The following is a 24,341-nucleotide window of genomic DNA, read 5'->3' as shown; positions in this document are numbered from 1 at the left end:
CGGCGCCGCCCACGTCGAGGCATCACGACGTGGGTCGCCTCTTTCCGAGCACGGCCATCGCCGCGAGCCCGGCAACCGCCAGCAATGGCAGGCTGCCGGGCTCCGGCACTTCCAGGTCGTAATGCTGCGAAAACACGATCAGCGCGGCCGTATCGCCCCGGTCGGCCGCCCACACCAGCAAGTCGCTGGCGACCCACAGCTCGGGCTGCGACAGGAAGCCGGCCATGCCGGGGCCACCGCGCACATGATGCGCAATGGTGACGCCATGGTCCTGCTGCCGCATGTCGATCCCGTTGCTGGTCATCGTCAGCGCCACCCCCGACGCGGGCGATGCCGGATCGAGCGCCGCCACGCGAAAACCCATCCGCAGGTCGATGAAGGCATGGGCGCCCGCGCCCTGCACCGTCAGTTCGCCTTCCCTCACCATGAATCGCAGTCCCGCGCCAAACGGCGACCCGTCGGGAATGGCGGTCACGTCGATATTCCCGGCATTGAAAACCCGCAACGGGTCCGACGTGGCGTAGCTGGCGCTGAAGTGGGTGAACGCGAGGCCGCCTGCGCCCAGAGTGCCGCCGGCGAGCAGCGTGGACAGCGGTAACGCCTGCGCGCTGGCCACCACGGCAAACGACAGGATCGTTGCCCTGATCAACTGCGAGAATCGTTCCATGACGGGCTCCTTGGGAAATGACTGGACGGCCAGCGGGCCGCTGGCGCAACCGCGCTGATTTCTACAGGTTGATCTCGCATAACCCATGCCACGCCCACGACGCCCCGCATGGCACTGGCATCTTGCATGGCACGTCAAGTTTCCCGACGGCCGGCCGCCGACCATGGGCCGTCCCGGCATGCAACATCCGGCGACAAATCGCCGGCAAGTTGCGCCCGGGGCCGCATCCAGCCTTTATAATCCGGAATTTTCCGCCCGCTCATTTCCGCTCCCGAAAGCTTGCATGAACAACACCCTGATCATTTTCGTCGCGCTCTATCTTCTGGGAACGCTGGGCCTCGGCATGTGGGCGGGCACGCGGGTCAAGAACACCAGCGACTTCGCCGTTGCGGGCCGGAGCCTGCCGCTGATCATGGTCATCACGACAACGTTTGCCACCTGGTTCGGCGCCGAAACCGTGATGGGGGTACCCGCGAGATTCGTGCAGGGCGGCCTGAATGCCGTGATCGAAGACCCGTTCGGCGCCGGCACCTGCCTGATCCTCGTTGGCCTGTTCTTCGCGACGAAACTGTATAAATTGAACCTGCTGACGATCGGCGACTACTACCGCCAGCGCTACGGCAAGGGCATCGAAGTGTTTTGCTCGGTGGCGATCATCCTCAGCTACCTGGGCTGGGTGGCCGCGCAGATCACCGCGCTGGGGCTGGTCTTCGCGGTGCTGACGAATGGCGCGCTGGCACCGGCCGCGGGCATGGTGATCGGCACGCTCGCCGTGCTGATCTACGTGGTGGTGGGCGGGTTCCTGGCCGTGGCGATCACCGACTTCATCCAGATGATCGTGCTGGTGGTGGGCATGACGGTCATCGCATTCTTCGCGGCCGACCTGGCGGGCGGCGCCGGCAACGTGCTGGACATGGCGCAGCGTGCCGACCTGTGGCGCCTGTGGCCCGAACCCACGTTCACCGACATCATGTTCTTCTTTGCCGCCGCCATCACGATGATGTTCGGCAGCATTCCGCAGCAGGACGTGTTCCAGCGCGTGATGTCCGCCAAGGATGCGCCCACGGCCCGCACCGGCGCCGTGATCGGCGGCGCCAGCTACATCATCTTCGGCTTCGTGCCGATGTTCATCGTGGCCGCCGCGGTCGTCGTGATGGGCGACAGCGCGATGGAACTGGCCAAGAACGATTACCAGCGCCTGCTGCCCACGTTCGTGATGACGAAGATGCCCCTCGTCATGCAGATCCTGTTCTTCGGCGCGCTGCTCTCGGCCATCAAGAGCACGTCGTCGGCCACCCTGCTGGCGCCATCGACGAGCTTTGTCGAGAACATCCTGAAGAACATGCGCCCGGGCATGACGGACCGCCAGCAACTGCTGGCGATGCGCGTGACGATCGTGATCTTCGCCGCGCTGGTGCTGGTGTATGCGATCGTGATGCAGGGCACGTCGATCTATGAACTGGTGTCGTCCGCCTACCAGGTAACGCTCGTGGGGGCGTTCATCCCCCTGGTGATGGGCCTGTACTGGCGGCGCGCCACCACGCAGGGCGCGGTGCTGTCGATCGGCGCCGGCATTCTCGTGTGGGTGCTGTTCTTCCCGCAGATCAGCGACCTGGGCGAAGCGTTCCCGGGCCAGCTGGCCGGCCTGCTGGCCGCGCTGGCCGGCATGATCGTCGGTTCGCTGGCACCGCAGGTGCTGAAGAACCGGCAGGAGCAGCCGGCGCACGTCGCGGGCGCCAAGGCATAAAACAAGAAGAGAAGCGGAAAGCAAGGCGCCCGGGACCGGGCGGCAGGCGCCTGGTCAGCCGAGCCAGCCCCGTGCCGTGACATCGGCCAGCGTCAGGTCGAGGCACAGGCGGATCTTCTGGATCATCTCGTCGACCTGGTCGCGCGTCGTCACCAGCGGCGGCGCGATGATCATCCTGTCGCCCACCGCGCGCATGATGATGCCGTTCTCGAACATGTGCGCGCGGCACACCATGCCCACGCCCAGCGCCGGGTCGAAGCGCACCTGGTAATGCACGTTGGCGGCCTTGCGCCGCACCAGCGACAGCCCGGCCACGAAGCCGAAGCTGTCGGCCGTGCCGACCAGCGGGTGGGCGGACAGGCTGGCAAAGCGCTGTTTCAGGTAGGGCCCGGTATCGTGCGCCACCTGTTCCACCACGCCCTCTTCCTCGAGGATGCGGATGTTTTCCAGCGCCGCGGCGCAGGCCACCGGGTGCCCGGAATACGTGAAGCCGTGATTGAAGTCGCCGCCCCGGACCAGCACATCGGCCACGCGCTCTCCCACCAGCACGCCGCCCAGCGGCACGTAGCCCGAGGTGACGCCTTTCGCGAACGTGATCAGGTCAGGCCGCATGCCATAGAGTTCCGATGCGAACCAGGTGCCCAGCCGGCCGAAGCCGGTGATCACTTCATCCGCGATCAGCAGCACGTCGTACTTGTCGCAGATGCGGCGGATTTCCGGCCAGTAGGTGGCCGGTGGAATGATCACGCCGCCGGCGCCCTGGATGGGCTCGCCAATGAACGCGGCCACCTTGCCCGGCCCCAGTTCCTTGATCCGCTCTTCCAGCCAGCCGGCCGCGTGGATGCCGAATTCGTCCGGCGTCATGCCCACGCCGTGGTCGGCATAGTGCGGCTGGCCGATGTGGACGATGCCGGGAATCGGCAGGCCGCCCTGCACGTGCATGCCGCTCATGCCGCCGAGCGACGCCCCGGCCATGGTGCTGCCGTGGTAGGCGTTATGGCGGCTGATGATGACCGTGCGCTCGGGCTGGCCGGCCAGGTCCCAGTAGCGGCGCACCATGCGCACGTTGGTATCGTTTGCTTCCGAACCGGAACCGGTGAAGAACACGTGGTTGAAGCCGGCGGGCGCGATCTTCGCCAGCTTCGCGGCGAGCTGCACGGCGGGAATCGTGGTGGTATTGAAGAAGCTGTTGTAGAACGGCAGCGTATCCATCTGCCGCGCCACCGCCTCGGTAATGCTGCGCCGGCCATAACCCACGTTCACGCACCACAGGCCCGACATCGCATCGAGCACCTTTCGCCCGTCCGAATCCCACAGGTAGATGCCGTCGCCGCGCACCATCACGCGCGCGCCCTGTCGCGCCAGCGCCGCGTGGTCCGTGAACGGGTGCAGGTAGTGCGCGGCATCGAGCCGCTGCAAGCCCTTGGTGTCCGGCAGTTCCGGCACGATCGGGGTGGTGGTCATGGTTGCCTCCTGGTGAAGGCGCGGTCACGCGGGCCACGCGACAGCCGGCCACCGGCCGGCAAAGGGTTCAGCTCATAGAATCAGTATAAACCGTTTATACGTGCAATTATACGTGCAATAACAGGTGCTCGCGTTCCCAGGGGCTGATGACGGTCATGAATTCCTGGTGTTCGAGGTCCTTGATGGCAGCATACACGTCGATGAAGCGCTCGCCCAGCACCCCGCGCAGCTTTTCTTCGCGGCGCAGCAGGCCCAATGCTTCCGGCAGCCCTTGCGGCAGCTCGTACTTCATTTCGTAGGCGCTGCCGTGCGTGATTTCGGTGGGTTCGAGATGTTCGGTCATGCCCAGGTAGCCGCACGCCAGCGTGACGGCCAGTGCCAGGTAGGGGTTGGCATCCGAGCCGATGATGCGGTTTTCCACGCGGCGGTCCTGGATGCCCGATTCCGGCACGCGGAAGCCCACGGTGCGGTTGTCCACGCCCCACTGGATATTGATCGGTGCCGCGGTGTGGCGCACCAGGCGGCGATACGAATTCACGTATGGCGCCACGATCGCCAGCGCGCAGGGCATGTAGCGCTGCAGGCCGCCGATGTAGTGCTTGAACAGCTGCGACGGCGAGCCGTCCTCGTTCGAGAAGATGTTCCAGCCCGTTTTCGAATCGACGATGCTCTGGTGGATGTGCATTGCCGAGCCGGGCTCGCCGGCCATCGGCTTGGCCATGAAGGTGGCGTACATATTGTGTTTCAGCGCCGCCTCGCGCAAGGTGCGCTTGAAGAAGAACACCTTGTCGGCCAGGCCGAGCGGCTCGCCGTGCAGGAAGTTGATTTCCATCTGGCCGGCGCCGATCTCGTGGATCAGCGTGTCCACGTCCAGCCCCATCAGGTCGCAATAGTCGTAGATGTCTTCGAACAGCGGATCAAACTCGTTGACGGCATCGATGCTGTACACCTGGCGCGACGTTTCGGCACGGCCGCTGCGGCCCACCGGCGCCTTCAGCGGCAGGTCGGGATCGGAGATCTTGGCGGTGAGATAAAACTCCAGCTCGGGTGCCACCACCGGTTTCCAGCCCTTGTCCTCGTACAGCTTCAGCACGCGGCGCAGCACGGAACGCGGCGCGAAGTCCACCAGCCGCCCGTCGGCGAAATAGCAGTCGTGGATGACTTGCGCGGTGGGGTCGGTGGCCCATGGCACCATCGTGATCGTGCCGGGGTCCGCCTTCAGGATCATGTCACGGTCGGTCTGCGAGATTGCGCGGTCGTAGGCCGGGTCGTCGGTGGGGGAATTGCCGGTCACGGTCATGCCCAGCACTGCCTCGGGGATGCGCATGCCGCGCTCCTGCGTGAACTTCCCGCGGGGCAGGATCTTGCCACGGGCGACGCCGGTCAGGTCGGGCACCAGGCATTCGATTTCAGTGACCCGTTTTTCATTGAGCCACTCGTCCATGTCGGTGTAGGTGAAATTTTCGCGGATTGCCATGCTTTGCTCCAAGTAAGTCAATGTGCGCAGCCGGGTGCGGGCCGCGTCCCTCGAACTTCACATGGAAGAACAGCTATGGGATTCCGCCCGACCAGGCCTCGTAGGTAGTCATCAACCCCGCTCCTGTCGGCGCGCCTGGTATTCGCGGCAGGCATTGCCGAAGGCCAGGAACATCTTCATGGAGTCGGGGTTTTCCGTGATGCGCCACTCGGGGTGCCACTGCACCGCCAGCGTGAAACCGTGCGCGGCATCCACGGTATAAGCTTCCACCAGCCCGTCGTGCGCCACCGCTTCCACGGTGAGGCCGGGAGCCAGCACGTCGATCCCCTGGCCGTGCAGGGAATTGACGGTAATTTCCTCCGGGTTGCCCAGCATTTCCGCGAACTTGCCCCCTTTCGTGAGGTAGATCGGGTGGGCCGGGCCGTACTGCACTTCGAGCGAATCGTCTTCACGGTCGCGGTGGTCCATCATGCCCGGCAGTTCCTGCACGGCCTGGTGCAGCGTGCCGCCGAGCGCCACGTTGATTTCCTGGAAGCCGCGGCAGATGCCCAGGATCGGAATGCCCCGCTTCACGGCCGCGCGGATCAGCGGCAACGTGGTGGCATCGCGCGCCGCATCCAGCGGCAGTGAAGGATTACGGATCGGCTGGCCATACAGGTCGGAATGCACGTTCGATGCCGACCCGGTCAGCATGATCCCGTCCGCCACGTGCAGCACCGCTTCCATGTCCGTCAGTTCGGCCAGCGCGGGCAATACCAGGGGCATGCAGCGCGCGCCGAGAACGACGGCGTTCACATACTTGTTCTGGGCGGCATGATTCGGGAAATGCCCGATCTGCCGGGTGCACGCTGGTACGAGGACGATAGGACGGCGCATAAGGCGGCTCCATGAACGTTGGTGACCGATGTTTTTAATGTAACACAAAGCGAAATATTCGACTGTTCGGTCGCGTACATAACTGCGGCGAACTCAGCCGTTGACGCGGCTTACGCGTTTTCGTCCAGCCGCAATTCCGCCAGCAGATCCGGATGCCGGTCGAGCAGCCTGAGCAGCTTCACAGTGGATGGATGCGGTTGCACCCTGCCCGCTTCATAGCAGGCGAATTCATTGCCGCCGCTGCCGATCAGCTCATCGGCCTCGCGCGGGTCCAGCCGCAGTTTCTTGCGCACGGCCCGGATGTATGCGGGCTCGACAAGCTCGTGATCGACGCGGCGATGGAACTGGCTCACCAGCTCGTCATAGCGGTCGATGGCGGCACGGTCCAGCGCGACGCCGCCGCACTGCGCGCAGTGATAACCGGAAACGGCCGGGATCGTGGTGTGGCGGTGCTTGTAGGTGTACGACACGCCATGCGTGTCATGCACCAGGTCCGATGCGCCGCATTCTGGGCAGTTCTCCATGATCGCGATTCCTCGATTGCATTTCGATGCCGACAATTCTAGCCGTGCAAGTGAAGATGCTGCGACACGGGAGGATCGCGATGCCGGCCCGGAACGCTTGGTAAAGGCCAGTGCTTGCCATCGGGACAACTGGCCTCGTACACTGCGCTGGCTGATGCCCGCAATCGGGCTGGCAGCGGAAGGACCTGAAACAACCCGCCTGCATGCATGAGGAAGGCCACGGCCCCCCTGCACACAGCGTTTGAACACCGCCACTTCACTGAACGGAGCACAGATGAAGCCAGACCTTGCCAACGCATGCTTCCAGGTCGAATTACGCCGCCCCGCCGACATGCAGGGCGAGGAGCCCTGGGCCTTCGCCATCCTGCCAAAGTCGGAAAGCGACAAGCTGCCGAGGCGGGGCAGGACGAGTGTGGAAGGCACGATCAACGGTCATCCATTCCAGGCCGTGCTCGAGCCCGACGGGCAGTTAAGCCATTGGCTCAAGATTCCCCGCGCCCTGCTGGAAAGTTCAGGCGCCGAGGCAGGAAGCCCTGTTGCACTCGAGGTCCAGCCGCTGGCGAACGAACTGGAACCGCAACTGCCACCGGACTTCCGCGCAGCGCTTGCAGCTTCGCCGGAAGCGAGGGCGACCTGGGCTGCCACCACGACCATCGCCCGCATCGACTGGATCCACTGGATCGTGTCGGCCAAGCAGGAAAAAACCCGCCTGAGCCGCATCGCCGGTGCGTGCGACATGCTTGCTGCCGGCAAGAAGCGGGTTTGCTGTTTCGACCCGTCCGGTTATTACAGCAAAGGGTTCAAACCGCCTGACGAGGCAGCGTAACGTTGCGGAACCCGCTCTGACGTTTTCACAGTCGTCTGCCCCTGAACATTCAACGGAGGCGCTCGTCGTCGCTTGGCCCGCAGGCGCCAGCGAAAGTTCACCATCTTTCTATCGGAGACAAAAACTTTGCCAGCAATTTTGGGGTATTCCGCGGGAGGACGTCCCCGCCATGGGTAAGACGACGGACCTGCGCAGGGAATTGAAGAAGCGCTTCTATCCGTTTGTCGTCCTGCAAGGATTTCAGATCGACACGGCGCATAGCCCGTTCAGCGTCGACTTCCGCCGCATCACGGCCGACGGTATCGATGTCTTCGACCTGCAGTGGGAAAAACACGGCACACCGCGCTTTGTGGTGAACTTCGGGCATTGTTCAGCAAGCGGTGTGATTCACTACGGTGAACGGGTTCCGCCCGACAAGGTGCTTTCCTATATGGGATCTTCTTCTGGCCGCTTGCAACCGAGAAAAGGCTCTGGAACGCATTGCTGGTTTTCCCAGGACCACTCCTTTTTTCGTCGCGTCGTGCTTCGACAGAAGCCGCGTTCGGCGGCCTGCGTCGTGGATGAACTGCTGGGCCTCTTTCCAGAACTGCAGGAGTGGTTTCGGCATCGACGCACGGGGCCGCATATGGTGGTCCGGAACCATCCACGCCAGCAGCAATCCGCGGCACCGGGCTAGGCGTCGGCGCCAGCCAGCTCGATGCTGGTGTCGTTGATTGCGGATTCCCGGCAAAGACCGGTGCCGATCACAGTCGGGTCGGCGGCCAGTCCGCTAACCTTGCCAGCGCCTTACGCCGGCACCCGCACCTCGGCCAGCAACTGCCGGATCTCCGGCACGCACGAGCCGCAATTGCCGCCCGCCTTCACGCAGGCGGTGACCTCGGCGGTCGTCTTGAGGTCCTTGTCGCGGATCGCGTTGCAGATCGTGTTGCGGCCCACGCCGAAGCACGAGCACACGGTCGGCCCGGTATCGGCGCCCTGCGCCAGCGGGCGGCCGGCCAGCACGCCGGCGCGCTCGGCATCGGCCAGTGCCGCGTTCGAGAACAGGCCGGCCAGCCAGGCCCGCTCGGGCAGGTCGGGCCGTGGCGACACGAAGATACACTTCGCAATGCGGTCGTCGACGATGTGCACGGCGCGGTACACGCCGGCGCTGCGGTCGGCGTATTCGAGCCAGTCGGCATCGTCGTCGTCGACGCCCAGCAGTTCGCGTGCCCAGGTGCCGAAATCGGCAATGCGGTTGCGGCCCGCCATTTCATAGCGGGTAAAACCGGCGCCCTGGGCGCGGGTCCAGTACGCCACCTTGTCCAGGTCGAGCGCTGTACGCGACAGCACGAAGCCGTGCCACTGCACGGGGAAGCGGTCGACCACCACCGGCGTGTGCTTGAATTCCGGCTCGCCCGACACGGGATCGACGACCGGGTTCACGACGGCGCCCACGCGCGCGTCCGACGCCGTCTGCCCGTTCCAGTGGATCGGCACGAACACGCTGCCGCGGGCAATGCCGCCGCCATGGCGCACGCGCGCCACCATGCTGCCCCACTGCGACGAGATGCGCGCCAGCTCGCCGTCGCGCACGCCGCACAGCAGCGCATCCTGCGGGTGCAGGTCGACGAACGATTCCGGTGTGTGCTCGGCCAGCTTGGGCGCGCGGCCAGTACGCGTCATGGTGTGCCACTGGTCGCGCACGCGGCCCGTGTTCAGCACCAGCGGATATTCGCCGCCGGCCGTATTGACGGGCAGGCGCGGCACCGTGGGCACGAAGCGGGCGCGCCCGTCCGGGAACGAGAAGCGGTGGTCGGCGAAGACGCGGCGGCCCAGCGGCCACTGCACCGGCTGCAGGCTGTCGTAGCCGGCACGGTCGAGCGTGGCCAGCGCGCCGATGTCGAACAGGCGCGGCAGCTCTTCCTGCGTATTGCGCCATGCCGACAGCCGCGCATGTTCCGCAAAGATCTCGGACTGGTGTTTGAAATCGAAGCCGGCGTAGCCGAGGCGCTGCGCAAACTCGCACAGGATCTGCCAGTCGCCCTTCGCCTCGCCCGGCGCCGGCAGGAAGGCGCGCTGGCGCGAGATGCGGCGCTCGGAATTGGTGACCGTGCCATCCTTTTCGGCCCAGGCCAACGCCGGCAGCAGCACGTGGGCGAAGGCGTTCGTGTCGGTCTCCTGCACCACGTCGCTGGCGATCACCAGCTCGGCTTTGGACAGCGCGCGGCGTACCTGGTCGGCATCCGGCAGGCTGACCATCGGATTGGTGGCGATCACCCACACCGCTTTGACTTTACCGGATTCGATAGCCTGGAACAGGTCCACGGCCTTCAGGCCCGGCTTGTCGGCGATGCGCGGCGAATCCCAGAACTCGCGCACGGCGGTGCGGTGTTCGGGTTTGTCCAGGTCCAGGTGGGCCGCCAGCATATTGGCAAGCCCCCCGACCTCGCGGCCGCCCATCGCGTTCGGCTGGCCCGTGATCGAGAACGGCCCCATGCCCGGCTTGCCGATCCGGCCCGTGACGAGGTGGCAGTTGATGATCGCGTTGACCTTGTCGGTACCGGCGGACGACTGGTTCACGCCCATTGAAAAGCCGGTGATCGCTTTCGGCGTGGCGGCGAACGATTCATAGAACGCCAGCACGTCTTCCAGCGGCAGCCGGCACGCCTTGGCCACCGCTTCGGGCGTGAGGTCGGCCGCTTCCAGGGCTTCGTTCAGGCCGCGCGTGTGGTTGGCGATGAATGCCGCATCGACCGCATCGCCGCGCGACAGGTAGGCCAGCAAGCCATTGAACAGCCAGACGTCAGTGCCCGGCTTCACCGGCAGGTGCTGGTCGGCCAGTTCGCACGTGGCGGTGCGGCGCGGATCGATGACGACCAGCTTCATCTCCGGCCGGGCTTCCTTCGCGCGCGTGATGCGCTGGAACAGGATCGGGTGGCACCATGCGAGGTTCGAGCCGACCAGCACGATCATGTCGGCGCTTTCCAGGTCGTCGTAGTTCACCGGCACCATGTCTTCGCCGAATGCCCGCTTGTGCCCCGCCACGGCGGACGACATGCACAGCCGCGAGTTGGTGTCGATGTTGGCGCTGCCGACATAGCCCTTCATCAGCTTGTTGGCGACGTAATAATCTTCCGTCAGCAACTGGCCGGACACATACAGCGCCACCGCGTCGGGCCCGTGCTCGTCGACGATCGCGCGCCATTGGCCGGCGGCCCGGTCCAGCGCTTCGTCCCACGACACCTGCCGCAGTTGGCCATCTTCACGGACCTGTGGATGCAGCAGCCGCCCATCGAGGCCCAGCGTTTCGCCGAGCGCCGATCCCTTCACGCACAGCCGGCCGAAGTTCGCCGGGTGGTCGGGATCGCCGGACACGGTGGCCGCCTGCGGCCCCTGCGGCACGGCCTTGACGCCGCAGCCGACGCCGCAATAGGGACAGGTGGTGGCGATGGACAGATGTTGCTGGGACAGGTTCACGATGGTTCCAATACTTGAGATTTTATGCGGCGAGCGCGGGGCCGAACAGCAGCTGGTGGCGCATCGCGCTGATGTCGGCGCCGCGCTGGATCAGGTCGAAATACCACGGCCCGTCCTGCACGTCGCCATACAGCACGGCGCCCACCAGGCACGGACCATCCAGCACCAGCCGTTTATAGACGCCGCGGCGGGCGTCGCGCAGCACCAGGTCTTCGCTGCCTTCGGCGCCGATGAAGTCGCCCACCGAATACAGCTCGATGCCGGTCACTTTCAGCCGCGTGGGCGACGCCTGCTGCACATAGCGGCGGTGGCCGGCGCCGGCCAGGTGGGCGGCGCAGACCTTGGCCTGCTCCCAGATCGGCGCGACGAGGCCGAACGTGGCACGGCGGTGCTGCACGCACTCGCCCACCGCGTACACGCGCGGATCGTACGATTGCAGCGTGTCGTCGACCACGATGGCCCGCTCGCAATGCAGGCCGGCCGATTTCGCCAGCTCGATGTTCGGGCGTACGCCGGCCGTCATCACCACCAGGTCCGCCGGGATTTCGGTGCCATCCTTGAAGCGCACGGCTGTGACGCGGTCGGGGCCGACGATCTCGGCGGTCTGCGCTTCCAGCATGAATGTGAGGCCGCGTGCCTCGAGCGCGCGCTGCAGCAGTTGCGCGGCCGGCTTGTCGAGCTGCTGGTTCATCAGCGCATCAGTCACGTGCACCACCGTGACCGCCATGCCCTGCTTCAGCAGGCCGTTGGCGGCCTCCAGCCCCAGCAGGCCACCGCCGATGACGACGGCGTGCTTGTGGTCGCGCGCGGCGGCCATCATGCCCTCGACGTCGGCGATATCGCGAAACGCCAGCACGCCGGGCAGCTCGTGGCCCGGCACGGGAATGATGAACGGCTTCGACCCGGTCGCAATCAGCAGCCGGTCATAGCGCACTTCATGGCCGGACTGCGCACGCACGATGCGGCGGCGGCGGTCGATGTGCACCACCGGGTCGCCGGCGTGCAGCGTGATGCCGTTCGCGTCATACCATTCGCGCGTGTTGAGCATGATGTCGTCGACCGACTTTTCGCCGGCCAGCACGGGTGACAGCAGGATTCGGTTGTAGTTGCCGTGCGGTTCGGCGCCGAACACGGTGATCTCGTACAGGTCGGGGGCCAGCGCGAGCAGCTCCTCGACCGTGCGCATGCCGGCCATGCCGTTGCCGATGACGACCAGGGCGGGTTTCATGATGTCTGCCTCAGGCCCCGACCCATACCTTGCCGGCTTCGATCCGTGCCGGCCAGGTGGGTACCGAGTTTTCCGGCGCTTCCAGGCATTCGCCCGTCTGCAGGTCAAAATGGTGCTTGTAGATCGGCGAAGCCACGACGAGGCGCTCGCCCAGGCTGCCCACCAGGCCGCGCGACAGCACGGACGCTTCCGAGTTCGGATCGTAGTTCCCGATGGCGAACACACGCGTGTCGGTGCCGTCATGCAGGCGGAACACGGCCACCTGCTCGTTGTTCAGCAGGGCGCACACGCCGGTGTTCGGCACGATGTCTTCCACGCCGCAGATCGCGGTCCAGTTGGCGGCTTCGTTTTCACGTTTCATGATGGCTCCTAGTCAGCTGTTCAGGTTTGATTTCGACAACTCGATCAAGCGGCTTTGATGGGAATGACGCGCTTCTTTTCCTGCACGGTGGCGGGCCGGATCTGGCCACGCTCCTCGATGAACACCACGTTCTCGTCCTTCTTCTCGCTGTTGACGAAGTGACGGAAGCGGGCGCGCGTTTCCGGATTGTTCACGGCTTCCTTCCACTCGCAGAGGTAGGTATCGACCACGCGCTGCATGTCCGCTTCCAGTTCGGCAGCCAGTTCGAGCTTGTCGTTGATGACCACGTCCTGCAGGTATTCCAGGCCGCCTTCCAGGTTGTCGCGCCACGTGCTGGTGCGCTGCAGGCGGTCGGCCGTGCGGCTGTAGAACATCAGGAAGCGGTCGACGTACTTGATCAGCGTTTCCTTGTCCAGGTCGGAGGCGAACAGTTCGGCGTGGCGCGGCTTCATGCCGCCGTTGCCGCACACGTACAGGTTCCAGCCCTTTTCGGTGGCGATGATGCCCACGTCCTTGCCTTGCGCCTCGGCGCACTCGCGGGTGCAACCCGATACGCCGAACTTGATCTTGTGCGGCGTGCGCAGGCCCTTGTAGCGGTTCTCCAGTTCGATCGCCAGGCCCACGCTGTCGTCCACGCCATAGCGGCACCAGGTGGAACCCACGCACGACTTCACGGTGCGCAGCGACTTGCCGTAGGCGTGACCGGTCTCGAAGCCGGCGGCGATCAGCTCTTCCCAGATCGATGGCAGTTCATCGACGCGGGCACCGAACAGGTCGACGCGCTGGCCGCCCGTGATCTTGGTGTACAGGCCATATTTCTTGGCCACCTGGCCCACGGCGATCAGGCCGTCGGGCGTCACTTCGCCACCCGGCATGCGCGGCACCACCGAGTACGTGCCATCCTTCTGGATGTTGCCCAGGTAGTAGTCGTTCGTGTCCTGCAGGCTGGCGTGTTCCTTCTTCAGCACGAAATCGTTCCAGCACGTGGCCAGGATCGAGCCGGCCAGCGGCTTGCAAACGTCGCAACCGAGGCCCTTGCCATGCTGGGCCAGCAGTTCGTCGAAGGTCTTGATATTGCCGGCGCGGATGATGTGGAACAGTTCCTGGCGCGAGTGCGGGAAGTGTTCGCAGACATGGTTGTTGACATCCATGCCCTGCTTCTTCATCTCGGCCTTCATGACCTGCGTGACCAGCGGCACGCAGCCGCCGCACGAGGTGCCGGCGTTGGTGCAGCTCTTCAGCGCACCGATCGACGTGGCGCCGTCTGCCACCGCGGCGCAGATCGCGCCCTTGGTCACGTTGTTGCACGAGCAGATCTGCGCGGCGTCCGGCAGCGAATCCACGCCCAGGCCCGGTTTCGCCTTGCCATCGGATTGCGGCAGGATCAGGAATTCGGGCGACTCGGGCAGCTCGATCCGGTTCAGCATCATCTGCAGCAGCGTGCCGTATTCGCCGGCGTCGCCGACCATCACGCCGCCCAGCAGGTACTTGCCGCAATCGGACACGACGATCTTCTTGTAGACCTGCTTGCGCTCGTCGGTGAACTGGTAGCTGCGCGCGCCTTCCACCTTGCCGTGCGGGTCGCCGATCGAGGCCACGTCCACGCCCATCAGCTTCAGCTTCGTGCTCATGTCGGCGCCGGCGAATTCGGCGGCCTGGCCAGACAGCTGCTTCGCCACCACGCGGGCCATGTCGTAGCCCGGCGCGACGAGGCCGTAGATCATGCCGTTCCACAGCGCGCATTCGCCGATCGCGTACACATCCGGATCGGAGGTGCGGCACTGGTTGTCGATCGTGATGCCGCCGCGCGGGCCCACGGCCAGGCCGGCTTCCTTGGCCAGCTGGTCGCGCGGGCGAATGCCGGCGGAGAACACGATCATGTCCACGTCCAGGTGCGTGCCGTCGGCGAACTGCATGCGGTGGGCGCCCTCTTCGCCATCGACGATGGCGGTGGTGTTCTTGCCCGTGTGGACGGTTACGCCCAGTTCGGCGATCTTGTTGCGCAGGATGCGGCCACCGCCATCGTCGACCTGCACGGCCATCAGGCGCGGCGCGAATTCGACCACGTGCGTGATCAGGCCCAGGTCGCGCAGCGCTTTCGCGCATTCCAGGCCCAGCAGGCCACCGCCGATGACGACACCCGTCTTCAGGCGCGCGCCCGCTTCGGCCATGCCTTCCAGGTCTTCGATGGTGCGGTAGACGAAGCAGTCCTTGCGGTCGCGGCCTTCGATCGGCGGCACGAACGGGAAGGACCCGGTGGCCATGACGAGCTTGTCGTAAGGGAGCACTTCGCCGGTGCTGGCGGTCACCGTCTTGCCTTGCAGGTCGATCGACTCGGCGCGCGCATTCAGGCGCAGCACCATGTCGGAACGATCGAAGAAGCCCGGCTTCACCAGCGACAGGTCGTCCGCGCTCTTGCCGCTGAAGAATTCCGACAGGTGCACGCGGTCGTAGGCCGGCCGTGGTTCTTCGCACAGCACCGTGACATGCATGTCGGCGACGGGATTGTCCGCCAGGCTTTCGAGGAATTTGTGGCCAACCATGCCATGACCGATGACGACGATTTTCATTTTGTGCTCCGGGACTCAGTAATCAGTATTCAATGTTCAAATCAGGCGGCGGCGCGGGCCAGCGCATGTTCTTCGTTGGTGGCGGCCGAGAACCGCAGCGCGATGGCGCAGGCGGCCGAGATCAGCACCAGGAAGCCCAGGATCGACAGCGTCTGCTGCGTGCTGCCCACGCCCTTCATCAGGAAGCCGGCGGCGACGGCACCCACATTGCCGCCCGCGCCGATGATGCCGGTGACACCACCCAGCGCCCGCTTGTCGATGAACGGCACCAGCGCGTAGGTGGCGCCGCAGGCCATGTGCACGCACATGCCGAAGGACAGCATGGCGAAGATGGCGACCGTGGCGGTATCGGCCTTGGCGAACCAGATCAGGCCAGCGCCTTCGCCCAGCATCAGGATGAACAGCAGCGTGACGCGGGCATTCAGGCTGCCGCGCAGGGCCATCTTGTCGGACACGATGCCGCCCAGGGCACGGGCAAACAGTGCCAGCAGGCCGAAGCTGCCGGCGGCCAGGCCGGCCTGTTTCAGCGACATGTCGAACTGGTCGACGTAGTAGGTGGCGGCCACGTTGTGGATGAACAGTTCCACGCCGAAGCAGGCGCCATACGTGATGAACAGCAGCCAGACGCGATAGTTCGCGGCGGCCAGCTTGAAGCTTTCCCAGCCGCCCTTCTTGCCGCCTTCAAGTTCGATGCCCGCCTTGCGCAGCTCGGCGTAGTTACCTTGCGGGCAATCCTGCGTGAACTTCCAGTACAGCGCGCCCACGACGATCATCAGCACGCCCGGCACGATCAGCGCGAGGCGCCAGCCCATCGTTTCCGACACGCCCAGCATCAGGATCGCGGCCAGGATCAGCGGCATGGTGGCTTGCGTGACACCGCCGCCCGCATTGCCCCAGCCCGCGGTGGCCGCGTTGGCGGTACCCACCACGCGCGGGCCGAACATCACCGACGTGTGGTACTGGGTGATGACGAAGCTGGCGCCGATCGCACCGATCAGCATGCGGAAGAACAGGAAGCTCTCGTAGCTTTGCGATGCGGCCACGCCAAACACGGGGATCGAGCCGAAGATCAGCAGCGCGGTGTGGGCCTTGCGTGGGCCGTAACGGTCGCACATCGGACCGATGATCATGCGCACCACGATCGTGATCGCCACTGCGGCGATGTTGATGTTGGCGATTTGTGCGGCCGTCAGGCCGAATTCGCCTTTGATCACCGGCATCAGCGGGGCGCAGGCGAACCAGGCGAAGAAGCAGGCGAAGAACGCCAGCCACGCCAGGTGGAATGCACGCATCTGCGGCGTGGCAAGCGAGAAGAGCTTGATGCTGTCAGCTTTGCGGGTCAGGTCGCTGGTCATTTTGTGATCCCTGTTGTTGTAGGCTACAAAGCAAAAAAAAAGGCGCCCGGGCAGTCCCGCGAAAACATGTTTCGTGAGTACTGCTCGGACGCCGTTGTCCTGATGCCGCCCCGCCATTGGGACGGCCATGCAATGTTCGGGAGATCGTCATTGACCTCTTGCCCTGTACTTTGCAAGAGGCGTGCCAGCTGTCTTATCAGCTCGTTACAGAGGGAGCGACGCAGCGACGCGGGGGATTGGGGAGGCAAATGGGGAGCGGCGTGCAAGTTTGCGGTGCAGCGCCGCCCGCTTATGGTGCAATGCAGCGTTCAGCGCTGGTGGATGGCAAAGGAGGCCGCGTAGCGGGCCGGGTCCGTGCCATCCCAGGTGTGGCCATCGACCAGCGTCGAGCTGCGCAGCACGCCGGCCGGCACTGCCACGCCGGCCAATTCGGCCGCCTCGCGGTACAGCCGCAGCTGGGTGACGGACTGCGCCACCGCCTGGTAATCCGGGTCGGTTTTCAGCAGCCCCCAGCGGCGGAACTGGGTCATGAACCACATGCCGTCCGACAGCCACGGGTAGTTCGCCTGGCCATCCTGGTGGAAGCACATGGGGTGCTCGTCTTGCCACTCGCGGCCGATGCCATTGTCGTAGCGGCCCAGCATGCGGGGCAGGATCGCCGCCTTGTCGGTGTTCACGAACGGCACGGCGGCGATGATTTCGGCCGTGGCGCGGCGGTTTTCATCGCTCGCGTCGATCCACCGGCTGGCCTCCAGCACGGCGGCGATCAGCGCGCGGCACGTGTTCGGGTGCGCCTGGACGAAGTCGAGGGAGGCACCCAGCACTTTCTCGGGGTGGTCGGGCCAGATCTCCTGGCTGGCCGCGGCGGTGACGCCGACGCCGTCGATGACGGCCTGGTGGCCCCAGGGATCGCCGGCGCAGAAGCCGTCCATATGGCCCTCGGCCAGGTTGTAGACCATCTGCGATGGCGGCACGGTGATCGCCCGCACGTCCTGCATGGGATGGATGCCATGGGCGGCGAGCCAGTAATACAGCCACATCGCATGCGTGCCGGTCGGGAAAGTCTGGGCAAAGACATACTTGCGCCGGGGCTCGCCAACGTCCCTGGCCATCAACGTGGCCAGCGACGCGCCATCGGTGGCGCCCTGCTCCGCCAGGCGGCGCGACAGCGTGATGGCCTGCCCGTTGCGGTTCAGGTTCATCAGCACGGCCATGTCGCGCGGCTGCGCGCCGATGCCCAGCTGGGTGCCGTAGACAAGGCCATACAGGGCGTGCGCGGCATCGAGTTCGCCGGTCATCAGCTTGTCGCGCACGCCGGCCCACGACGTTTCGCGGGACAGCACGATGCGGATGCCGTGCTTCTCGTCGAAGCCCAGCATCGATGCCATGACGACCGAGGCGCAGTCGGTCAGCGGGTTGAAGCCTATGTTGACGGTTGTTTTTTCGATTTGCATGACTGCTCCGGCCAGGTGCGCATTGACAGCGCGTCAACCCAGCAAGTCCTCCACATCCAGTATCCGCTGGGCGATCTCGGCCAGCTTCAGGTTCTTGTTCATCGCCATCGTCCGCAGGCGCTGGTAGGCCTGCTCCTCCGTCATGCCGTGGCGGCTCATCAGGAGGCCCTTGGCACGGTCGACGACCTTGCGCTCGGCCAGCTTGAGTTTCGTGTCCTGCAGCTCGTCCAGCAGCTTCTGCTCCTTGCGAAAGCGCGCCAGCGCCACGCTGAGCACCGGCTTGATGCGCTCCGGCTTCAGGCCGGCGACGATGTAGGCCGAGACGCCCGCCTCCATCGCCGCGTCCATCGACGACTGCTTGTCGTCCTCTGTGAACATGACGATGGGGCGGCGCTCGTCGCGGGTGGCCACGACGATGTGTTCCAGCACGTCGCGCGCATCGGACTCGGCATCGACGATGATCATGTCCGGCTGCAGGCGGGCGATCTCCTCGGGCAGATGAAAATCGGCCGGCAGCGATGCCACCAGCTCGTATCCGGCCTCGTGAAGGCCTTCGTGCAGCGCGGCGGCACGCAGCGACGCATCACTTTCGTGAGGAGGGTGAACTACGACGATGCGGAGATGACGGCTCATGCCCTATTGCAGAGCAATAAATGTGCCAGAGTGGTGAGCAAAACCCGGGACAGTTCCTAATGCCGTTCAGTTAAAGCGACGTGACCATTTGGGTTGGCACTAGCATGCTTGGTGTCGGACATTTTTTCCGGGCGCTTTATCCGGAAAATGTGTCGGACACCGGTTTTCCGTTCAGGAAATCGGCGACATCATGCGAAAACCGGTCGGTCCGCCGCAGCGGTCCGACACCATAAACCGGTGTCCGGGAGGAGTGATGGCATGCATGCCATCACCGCTTCCCAGGCGTGGAGCAGGCTCCACGAAACCCCTGTGAAGCCACCAATACGCTAGCGTCGCGAGCTAGGTCGAATTCCGCTAACCGAACGGCATTAGGAACAGACCCTCAACTATTTGAACGCATGCCCCACTTCTGCACGGTAGTGCGCTCGAGCGCGGCGAACAGCAGGTGTTCGACGGCGAGCCCGATCAGGATCACGGCCGCCAGGCCGGCAAAGACCTTGTCCGTATACAGCTCGTTGCGGTTCTGGAAGATGTACCAGCCCAGGCCACCCTTGCCGGACGAGGCGCCGAACACAAGTTCCGCGGCGATCAGCGTGCGCCAAGCAAAGGCCCAGCCGATCTTCAGTCCGGACACGATCGCCGGCAGCGCAGCGGGCACCAGGATCTGGATGACGAACGGCAGCCCGCCGAGCCCATAATTGCGGCCCGCCATGCGCAGCGTGGCCGGCACGGACTGGAAGCCGGCGTAGGTGCCCAGCGCGAGCGGCCAGAGCACCGCATGCACGATGACGAACACGAGGCTGGCGTTGCCGAGGCCCAGCCACAACATGGCCAGTGGCAGCAGCGCGATGGCCGGCAGCGGATTGAACATGGCGACGAGCGTTTCCAGCAGGTCGCGACCCAGGCGCGTGGAGACGGCCAGCGCGGTCAGCACGAACGCCAGGGCGATGCCGGCCACGTAGCCCTGCACCAGCACGGTCAGCGAAACGTGGATTTTCTCGACCAGCTCGCCGTTGGCGAGGCCTTCGAAGAAAGCGCGCGCCGTCTGCACGAACGTGGGCAACAGCAGGTCGTTGTCCTGCCAGCGCGCGGCCAGTTCCCACAGCAGCGCCAGCACCGCGAGCACCACGGTCTTGCGCAGCCAGCCCTGCTGCCACAGGCGCTGCACCAGCGGGAGCCGCCGCTGCAGCGATGCCGGCGCGGCGGGCGCCAGGTCATATTGAAACTCTTGCCGGATCGGTGGGGCCAGATTGCTCACAGGGCGATCCTTTCATCGTCATGGGCGGGCTGCGCCGCCGGGGATTGGCCGAACAGCAGCTGGTGGATGCGCTGCGCGGCCTGCTGGAATTCGGCGCCGCCACCGCTGTGCAAGCCGAACTGGTGGCTGTTCAGCTCCGCGCGCACGCGGCCCGGATGCGGCGACAGCAGCAGGATGCGGTTGCCGACCACCAGCGCTTCCTCGATCGAGTGGGTGACGAACAGCAGCGTGAACGGCGATTCCTCCCACAGTTTCGTCAGCTCTTCCTGCATCGTGCGACGCGTGAGGGCGTCGAGCGCGGCGAAGGGCTCGTCCATCAGCAGCACGGCCGGTTGCATCGCCAGCGCGCGGGCAATGGCCACGCGCTGCTTCATGCCGCCGGACAGCGTGTGCGGGTACGCGTTCTCGAAACGGTCCAGTCCCACGCGGGCGATCCAGTGGCGCGCGCGTTCCCGGGCTTCGGCGCGGCCGCAGCTTTTCGACGCCAGCAGCGGGAACATCACGTTTTCCAGCACCGTCTTCCATGGCGGCAGCTGGTCGAATTCCTGGAAGACGCAGATGCGGTCCGGCCCCGGCTTCGTGATGGCCTGGCCGTTCAGCGTGATCGTGCCCGCGGCGGGTTCGATGAAGCCGCCGACGGCCTTGAGCAGCGACGACTTGCCGCAGCCGGAAGGCCCCAGCAGCACGAAGCGGTCACCGGCGAACACGTCGAAGTCGACGCCTTGCGTGGCACGCACGGCATTGCCGCCGCTGCGGTATTCGAGGGTGACGCCGCGGGCGCTCAGCAGCGCGCCCGGGGGCGAGGAAGGGCGAACGACCTGCAGCGGTGCCATGTCAGCTCCCCTTCGCCACCAGCGGCTCTTCAAAGAAGTAATCGCGCCACGTGGCCGGCTTGTTCTTCACGGCGCCCACGCGGTGCATGAACTGCGCGATCTTCAGCGTGTTCTGTGGCGCGATGTTGAACTGCACTTCGGGGTTCCTGAAGATCTTCACGAGCAGGGCGCGATCGATACTGCTCTTGTTCGCCTTCAGGTAGATGTCGGCCGCGCCTTCCGGGTTCTTTGCCGCGTAGTCGGCCGCCTCGGCCAGTGCCTGCACGAAGGAGCGCAGCGTCTTCGGGTTCTGCTTGCGGTATTTCTCGGTGGCGTACAGCAGCGTGGCCGATGACGGACCGCCCAGCACTTCATACGATTTCAGGATCACGCGGGCATTCGGGTTCTGGGCCAGTTCCTGCTCCTGGAACGGTGGCGTGGCGAAGTGGGTCGTGATCTCGGTGCCATTTGAAATGATGGCCGCGGCGGCATCGGGGTGCGGCAGCGTCTGCGTGAACTTGTCCAGCCGGGCGAATTCCTTGTCGCCCCATTTCTGCGCCGCCGCCAGTTGCAGGATGCGCGATTGCACGGAGACCGTGACGGCAGGCAGTGCGATGCGGTCCTTCTCGGTGAAGTCCGCGATCGATTTTACTTTCGGGTTGTTGGTGACCAGGTAGTACGGGAAGCTGCCCAGCGATGCCACGCCCTTCACGTTCTGGCGCCCCTTCGTACGGTCCCAGACGGTGATCAGCGGACCGACGCCGGCGCCGGCGATGTCGACGCTGCCTGCCAGCAGCGCATCGTTGATGGCCGCGCCGCCCGAGAGCTGCGTCCATTCGACCTTCACGTCCACGCCGTTCTGCTTGGCGTATTTTTCGATGAGCTTCTGCTCCTGGGCGATGTTCAGTATCAGGAACGGAATGCCGAATTGCTGGGCGATGCGGATGGTGCCTTCGGCATGGGCGCCCGTGGCGAGGACGAGCGCAAGCGCGCCTGCGGCGATCTTCAGTGGTTTCATTGTCTCTGTTCTGGTAGGTGTCAGTAAGGCACGTCGCCTTCGATGGTGGTGCGATACAGCTTGCGGCGCTGGTCGGCCGGGCAGCCGGCGGCCAGGTGCATCAGCGAGCGGTTATCCCAGAACACCATGTCGTGCGGCTGCCACTGGTGGCGGTACACATGCTCGGGCCGCACGCTGTGCGCGAACAGCTCCTTGAGCAGCGAGGCGCTTTCATCTTCGGGAATGCCGACGATCCGCGTGGTGAAATGCTCGCTGACGAACAGCGCCTGGCGCCCCGTTTCAGGGTGCGTGCGCACCACCGGATGCACGACCGGTTTCACTTCATCGATCTGCGCCTGCGTGAGGTTCGGGCGCCAGGGGCTGCGGCGCTGGAGTTCGGAATACTGCTTCAGGTAGCTGTGTTCCGCCCTGGCGTAGCGGACCTGGCTTTTTACCGCCTCGGGCAGCGTGTCCCAGGCCAGGTGCATGTTGGCGAACAGCGTGTCGCCGCCTTGCGCCGGCAATTCCTGCGCGTGCAGCATCGAGCCCAGGCTGGGCTTTTCCTTGTACGACAGGTCGGAGTGCCAGAAATGGCCGGCGTCGCCGAGACCGATCGGCTTGCCGTCTTCAACGACGTTCGACACGACGAGGACTTCCGGGTGCCCCGCCAGCTGGAAATTTCTCAGCACATGAATTTGCAAGGGACCGAACAGGCGGGAAAAATTCACCTGCTGTTGCGGCGTGATGCGCTGGTCCCGGAACACCAGTACATGGTGTTCGAGGTGGGCGGCATGCAGTTGCAACAGGGCTTTGCGGGAGAGCGGCTGTGCCAGGCCGAGGCCAATCACTTCAGCGCCAACGGGGCCTTCGAACGGGCGAATGCGCAGGGTGCCATCCGGGGAAACTGCATTCTCTACAACAGCACTCAATACTGCGGACATGTGATGCGCTCCAGCTGACGGGGTCGGAAGCTCGCCCGGCACCGCGCTTTCCACGGCCACGGTATCGAACGAGTGAAGCCAGTCTAGGCCTCGCGCATCATGATGAAAACGAATGCTTTTTGATATCGATATGCGGTTTTTACAAGCCTGGCGCGGTGCCGCCGCTGGCCAGTTGCTGCGCCGTTTTCAATGCCTCGACGATCGCCGCGAACGCCGCCTGGCGCGACTCGCGGTCGGGCACCCGCAGCGCGTAGGCGGGGTGATACGTGACCACGACCCAGCGCCCTTCATGCTCGAACGGCGCGCCCATGTAGTCCTTCATCGTCACGCTGCCGGTCTGCAGGATCGATTTCAGCGCCGTGCTCCCGAGTGCCACGAGAACATCGGGCGCCACGGTTTCCAGTTCCGTTTCGAGCCAGTAGCGGCAGGCCATCACTTCCTTTTGCGCGGGCGTCTTGTGCAGGCGGCGCTTGCCGCGCGGTTCCCATTTGAAGTGCTTGACGGCGTTGGTCACATACACCGTGCGGCGGTCGAGTGCCGCTTCATCCATCGCCTTGTCGAGCAGGTCGCCGGCCGGGCCCACGAATGGTTTGCCGGCCAGGTCTTCCTGGTCGCCCGGCTGTTCGCCCACCAGCATGATCTTCGCGCGGCGGGCGCCCTGCCCCGCCACGGCCTGCGTGGCGTTCTGCCACAGGTCGCAGCGGCGGCACTCGTCGAGCGAACTCGGTTGCTGGCGCTCGGGCGCCGCCTTTTCGGAAGAAATTGGAATGGTGGTGCCGCCACGCTTGCCGACGGTATCGAGCTGCCCCACCTTGCGCGCGCCGGCCGCGGCCTGCGTGACCATGTGCGGCACCACCGCCGCTTCGGGCAGGTTCTTCCAGAACCGCTGGCGGATATGGCCGTGCATGATGTCCGCATTCAGGCGAGCGGGATTGAAGATGCTGCGATAGTAGGTGAGCCACAACGATTCGCCGGCATCGTCGAAGTCCGCCGCGCTGCGCGCCAGCGCTTCGCCGGTATGCAGCCTGGCGCCGTCCCACAGCACGGTGGCTTCGGGCGTGGCGATCATCCAGCTTGTCTTGCCCATGCGTTTTGCGAAATGCTGGGCAACCTGCGGCAGCACATCATGCGCAGGTTCAAACCAGGCAACGAAACGGGGCGCGCCCGCTTCCTCGGGGCGCTCGCGAAAGCGCAGGTAGGCATGCATGTCGTGTTCCTCGTGCCGCGCCGCGCGAACCATGTGGTGCAGGCGGGTGCCATCGACGTCGGCCATCGAGATGACGTCGTGTTCGCCACTGTGCCAGCGCCACAGCACGCGGTACAGAAAGGCCCAGCGGTCGTGGGCGCGATAGCAGGCGGCGCCTTGCAGCATCTCCATCAGCTTGCGGGAGATACGCGGCTGCGCGCCTGGCTGGAAATTCGAGGGCGGCGGGTCCGATCGCTCATCGGGGTTATGAGTTTCCTCACTGGCCAACTTACTTGCTGTTTCACTTGCTGACTCGGTTACTGCCTTGCTTCCTGCTTCACTTGCTACTTCAACTGCACTTGCTGCTTCAACTTCAACTTCAACTTCAACTTCAACTTCAACTGCACTTGCTACTTCAACTGCACTTGCTACTTCAACTTCCTTTACTACCTTGCTTCCCGAGTCATTCACCAGCTCACCTACAGCCGTTGGAGGCATTGCACTCAGCA

The 24,341-nt window shown here is 65.0% G+C and carries 20 protein-coding genes; 3 read left to right on the top strand and 17 right to left on the bottom strand.

Annotated elements, in window-relative coordinates; genetic code table 11:
• Positions 1-22: 22 nt before the first annotated feature.
• Positions 23-667: a PEP-CTERM sorting domain-containing protein gene (locus EWM63_RS15675; protein ID WP_165390837.1), complete on the bottom strand. Its 645-nt coding sequence runs from the start codon at positions 665-667 to the stop codon at positions 23-25.
• 283 nt (positions 668-950) lie between these two features.
• On the opposite strand from EWM63_RS15675, the gene EWM63_RS15670 reads away from it, so the two are divergent.
• Entirely contained in the window at positions 951-2,414 is a 1,464-nt protein-coding gene (locus EWM63_RS15670; protein WP_130187368.1) for a high affinity choline transporter 1, read from the top strand.
• 54 nt (positions 2,415-2,468) lie between these two features.
• Here the strand turns inward: EWM63_RS15670 and EWM63_RS15665 are convergent, their stop codons facing one another.
• The 4 genes from EWM63_RS15665 to EWM63_RS15650 form a co-directional block, all read right to left on the bottom strand.
• Positions 2,469-3,878: an aspartate aminotransferase family protein gene (locus EWM63_RS15665; RefSeq protein ID WP_130187367.1), complete on the bottom strand. Its 1,410-nt coding sequence runs from the start codon at positions 3,876-3,878 to the stop codon at positions 2,469-2,471.
• Between the two features lie 106 nt (positions 3,879-3,984).
• Entirely contained in the window at positions 3,985-5,355 is a 1,371-nt protein-coding gene (locus EWM63_RS15660; RefSeq protein WP_130187366.1) for a glutamine synthetase family protein, read from the bottom strand.
• A gap of 111 nt (positions 5,356-5,466) precedes the next feature.
• Positions 5,467-6,231, bottom strand: coding sequence for a gamma-glutamyl-gamma-aminobutyrate hydrolase family protein (locus EWM63_RS15655; RefSeq protein WP_130187365.1), 765 nt, complete (start codon positions 6,229-6,231; stop codon positions 5,467-5,469).
• Positions 6,232-6,341: 110 nt separating this feature from the next.
• Positions 6,342-6,755, bottom strand: a complete 414-nt coding sequence (locus EWM63_RS15650; RefSeq protein WP_130187364.1) for a type II TA system antitoxin MqsA family protein — start codon at positions 6,753-6,755, stop codon at positions 6,342-6,344.
• Positions 6,756-7,029: 274 nt separating this feature from the next.
• Between EWM63_RS15650 and EWM63_RS15645 the strand changes: the two genes are divergently transcribed.
• The gene (locus tag EWM63_RS15645; RefSeq protein WP_130187363.1) at positions 7,030-7,581 is read left to right on the top strand and encodes a YdeI/OmpD-associated family protein; all 552 of its coding nucleotides are present in this window, start codon (positions 7,030-7,032) and stop codon (positions 7,579-7,581) included.
• 169 nt (positions 7,582-7,750) lie between these two features.
• Positions 7,751-8,257 carry a hypothetical protein gene (locus tag EWM63_RS15640; protein ID WP_130187362.1) on the top strand — a complete coding sequence of 169 codons (507 nt, stop codon included), beginning with the start codon at positions 7,751-7,753 and terminating at the stop codon, positions 8,255-8,257.
• A 110-nt stretch (positions 8,258-8,367) separates the two neighbouring features.
• Here EWM63_RS15640 and EWM63_RS15635 read toward each other — a convergent pair whose 3' ends face one another.
• The 12 genes from EWM63_RS15635 to EWM63_RS15580 all read right to left on the bottom strand — a co-directional run bounded on the left by EWM63_RS15635 (position 8,368) and on the right by EWM63_RS15580 (position 24,330).
• A complete protein-coding gene (locus EWM63_RS15635; RefSeq protein ID WP_130187361.1) occupies positions 8,368-11,037 on the bottom strand; it encodes a nitrate reductase in 2,670 nt (889 codons plus the stop codon).
• A 22-nt stretch (positions 11,038-11,059) separates the two neighbouring features.
• Positions 11,060-12,265: an NAD(P)/FAD-dependent oxidoreductase gene (locus tag EWM63_RS15630; RefSeq protein ID WP_130187360.1), complete on the bottom strand. Its 1,206-nt coding sequence runs from the start codon at positions 12,263-12,265 to the stop codon at positions 11,060-11,062.
• A 10-nt stretch (positions 12,266-12,275) separates the two neighbouring features.
• The gene (gene nirD, locus EWM63_RS15625) at positions 12,276-12,626 is read right to left on the bottom strand and encodes a nitrite reductase small subunit NirD (protein ID WP_130187359.1); all 351 of its coding nucleotides are present in this window, start codon (positions 12,624-12,626) and stop codon (positions 12,276-12,278) included.
• Positions 12,627-12,670: 44 nt separating this feature from the next.
• Positions 12,671-15,196, bottom strand: a complete 2,526-nt coding sequence (gene nirB / locus EWM63_RS15620) for a nitrite reductase large subunit NirB (protein ID WP_130187358.1) — start codon at positions 15,194-15,196, stop codon at positions 12,671-12,673.
• Between the two features lie 41 nt (positions 15,197-15,237).
• Positions 15,238-16,551 (bottom strand): MFS transporter, encoded by a 1,314-nt coding sequence (locus EWM63_RS15615; RefSeq protein ID WP_130187357.1) that lies wholly within the window; start codon positions 16,549-16,551, stop codon positions 15,238-15,240.
• A gap of 308 nt (positions 16,552-16,859) precedes the next feature.
• Complete coding sequence (locus tag EWM63_RS15610; protein ID WP_130187356.1) at positions 16,860-18,005, bottom strand: CmpA/NrtA family ABC transporter substrate-binding protein; 1,146 nt, start codon at positions 18,003-18,005, stop codon at positions 16,860-16,862.
• Positions 18,006-18,038: 33 nt separating this feature from the next.
• On the bottom strand, positions 18,039-18,638 hold the full coding sequence (locus tag EWM63_RS15605; protein WP_130187355.1) for an ANTAR domain-containing response regulator: 600 nt from the start codon (positions 18,636-18,638) through the stop codon (positions 18,039-18,041).
• Between the two features lie 382 nt (positions 18,639-19,020).
• Positions 19,021-19,896 carry an ABC transporter permease gene (locus EWM63_RS15600; RefSeq protein WP_130187354.1) on the bottom strand — a complete coding sequence of 292 codons (876 nt, stop codon included), beginning with the start codon at positions 19,894-19,896 and terminating at the stop codon, positions 19,021-19,023.
• Entirely contained in the window at positions 19,893-20,729 is an 837-nt protein-coding gene (locus EWM63_RS15595; RefSeq protein ID WP_130187353.1) for an ABC transporter ATP-binding protein, read from the bottom strand. The genes EWM63_RS15600 and EWM63_RS15595 overlap by 4 nt, the downstream gene beginning before the upstream one ends.
• A gap of 1 nt (position 20,730) precedes the next feature.
• Complete coding sequence (locus EWM63_RS15590) at positions 20,731-21,726, bottom strand: ABC transporter substrate-binding protein (RefSeq protein ID WP_130187352.1); 996 nt, start codon at positions 21,724-21,726, stop codon at positions 20,731-20,733.
• Between the two features lie 20 nt (positions 21,727-21,746).
• On the bottom strand, positions 21,747-22,646 hold the full coding sequence (locus tag EWM63_RS15585; protein WP_130187351.1) for a TauD/TfdA dioxygenase family protein: 900 nt from the start codon (positions 22,644-22,646) through the stop codon (positions 21,747-21,749).
• Between the two features lie 139 nt (positions 22,647-22,785).
• Positions 22,786-24,330, bottom strand: a complete 1,545-nt coding sequence (locus EWM63_RS15580) for a UdgX family uracil-DNA binding protein (protein WP_130190403.1) — start codon at positions 24,328-24,330, stop codon at positions 22,786-22,788.
• Between the last annotated feature and the right edge of the window lie 11 nt (positions 24,331-24,341).

This window comes from Pseudoduganella lutea (assembly GCF_004209755.1).
Lineage (GTDB): Bacteria > Pseudomonadota > Gammaproteobacteria > Burkholderiales > Burkholderiaceae_D > Rugamonas > Rugamonas lutea.
Note: the sequence above shows the minus strand (reverse complement) of the source record. Positions and strands in the feature narration are given on the sequence as shown.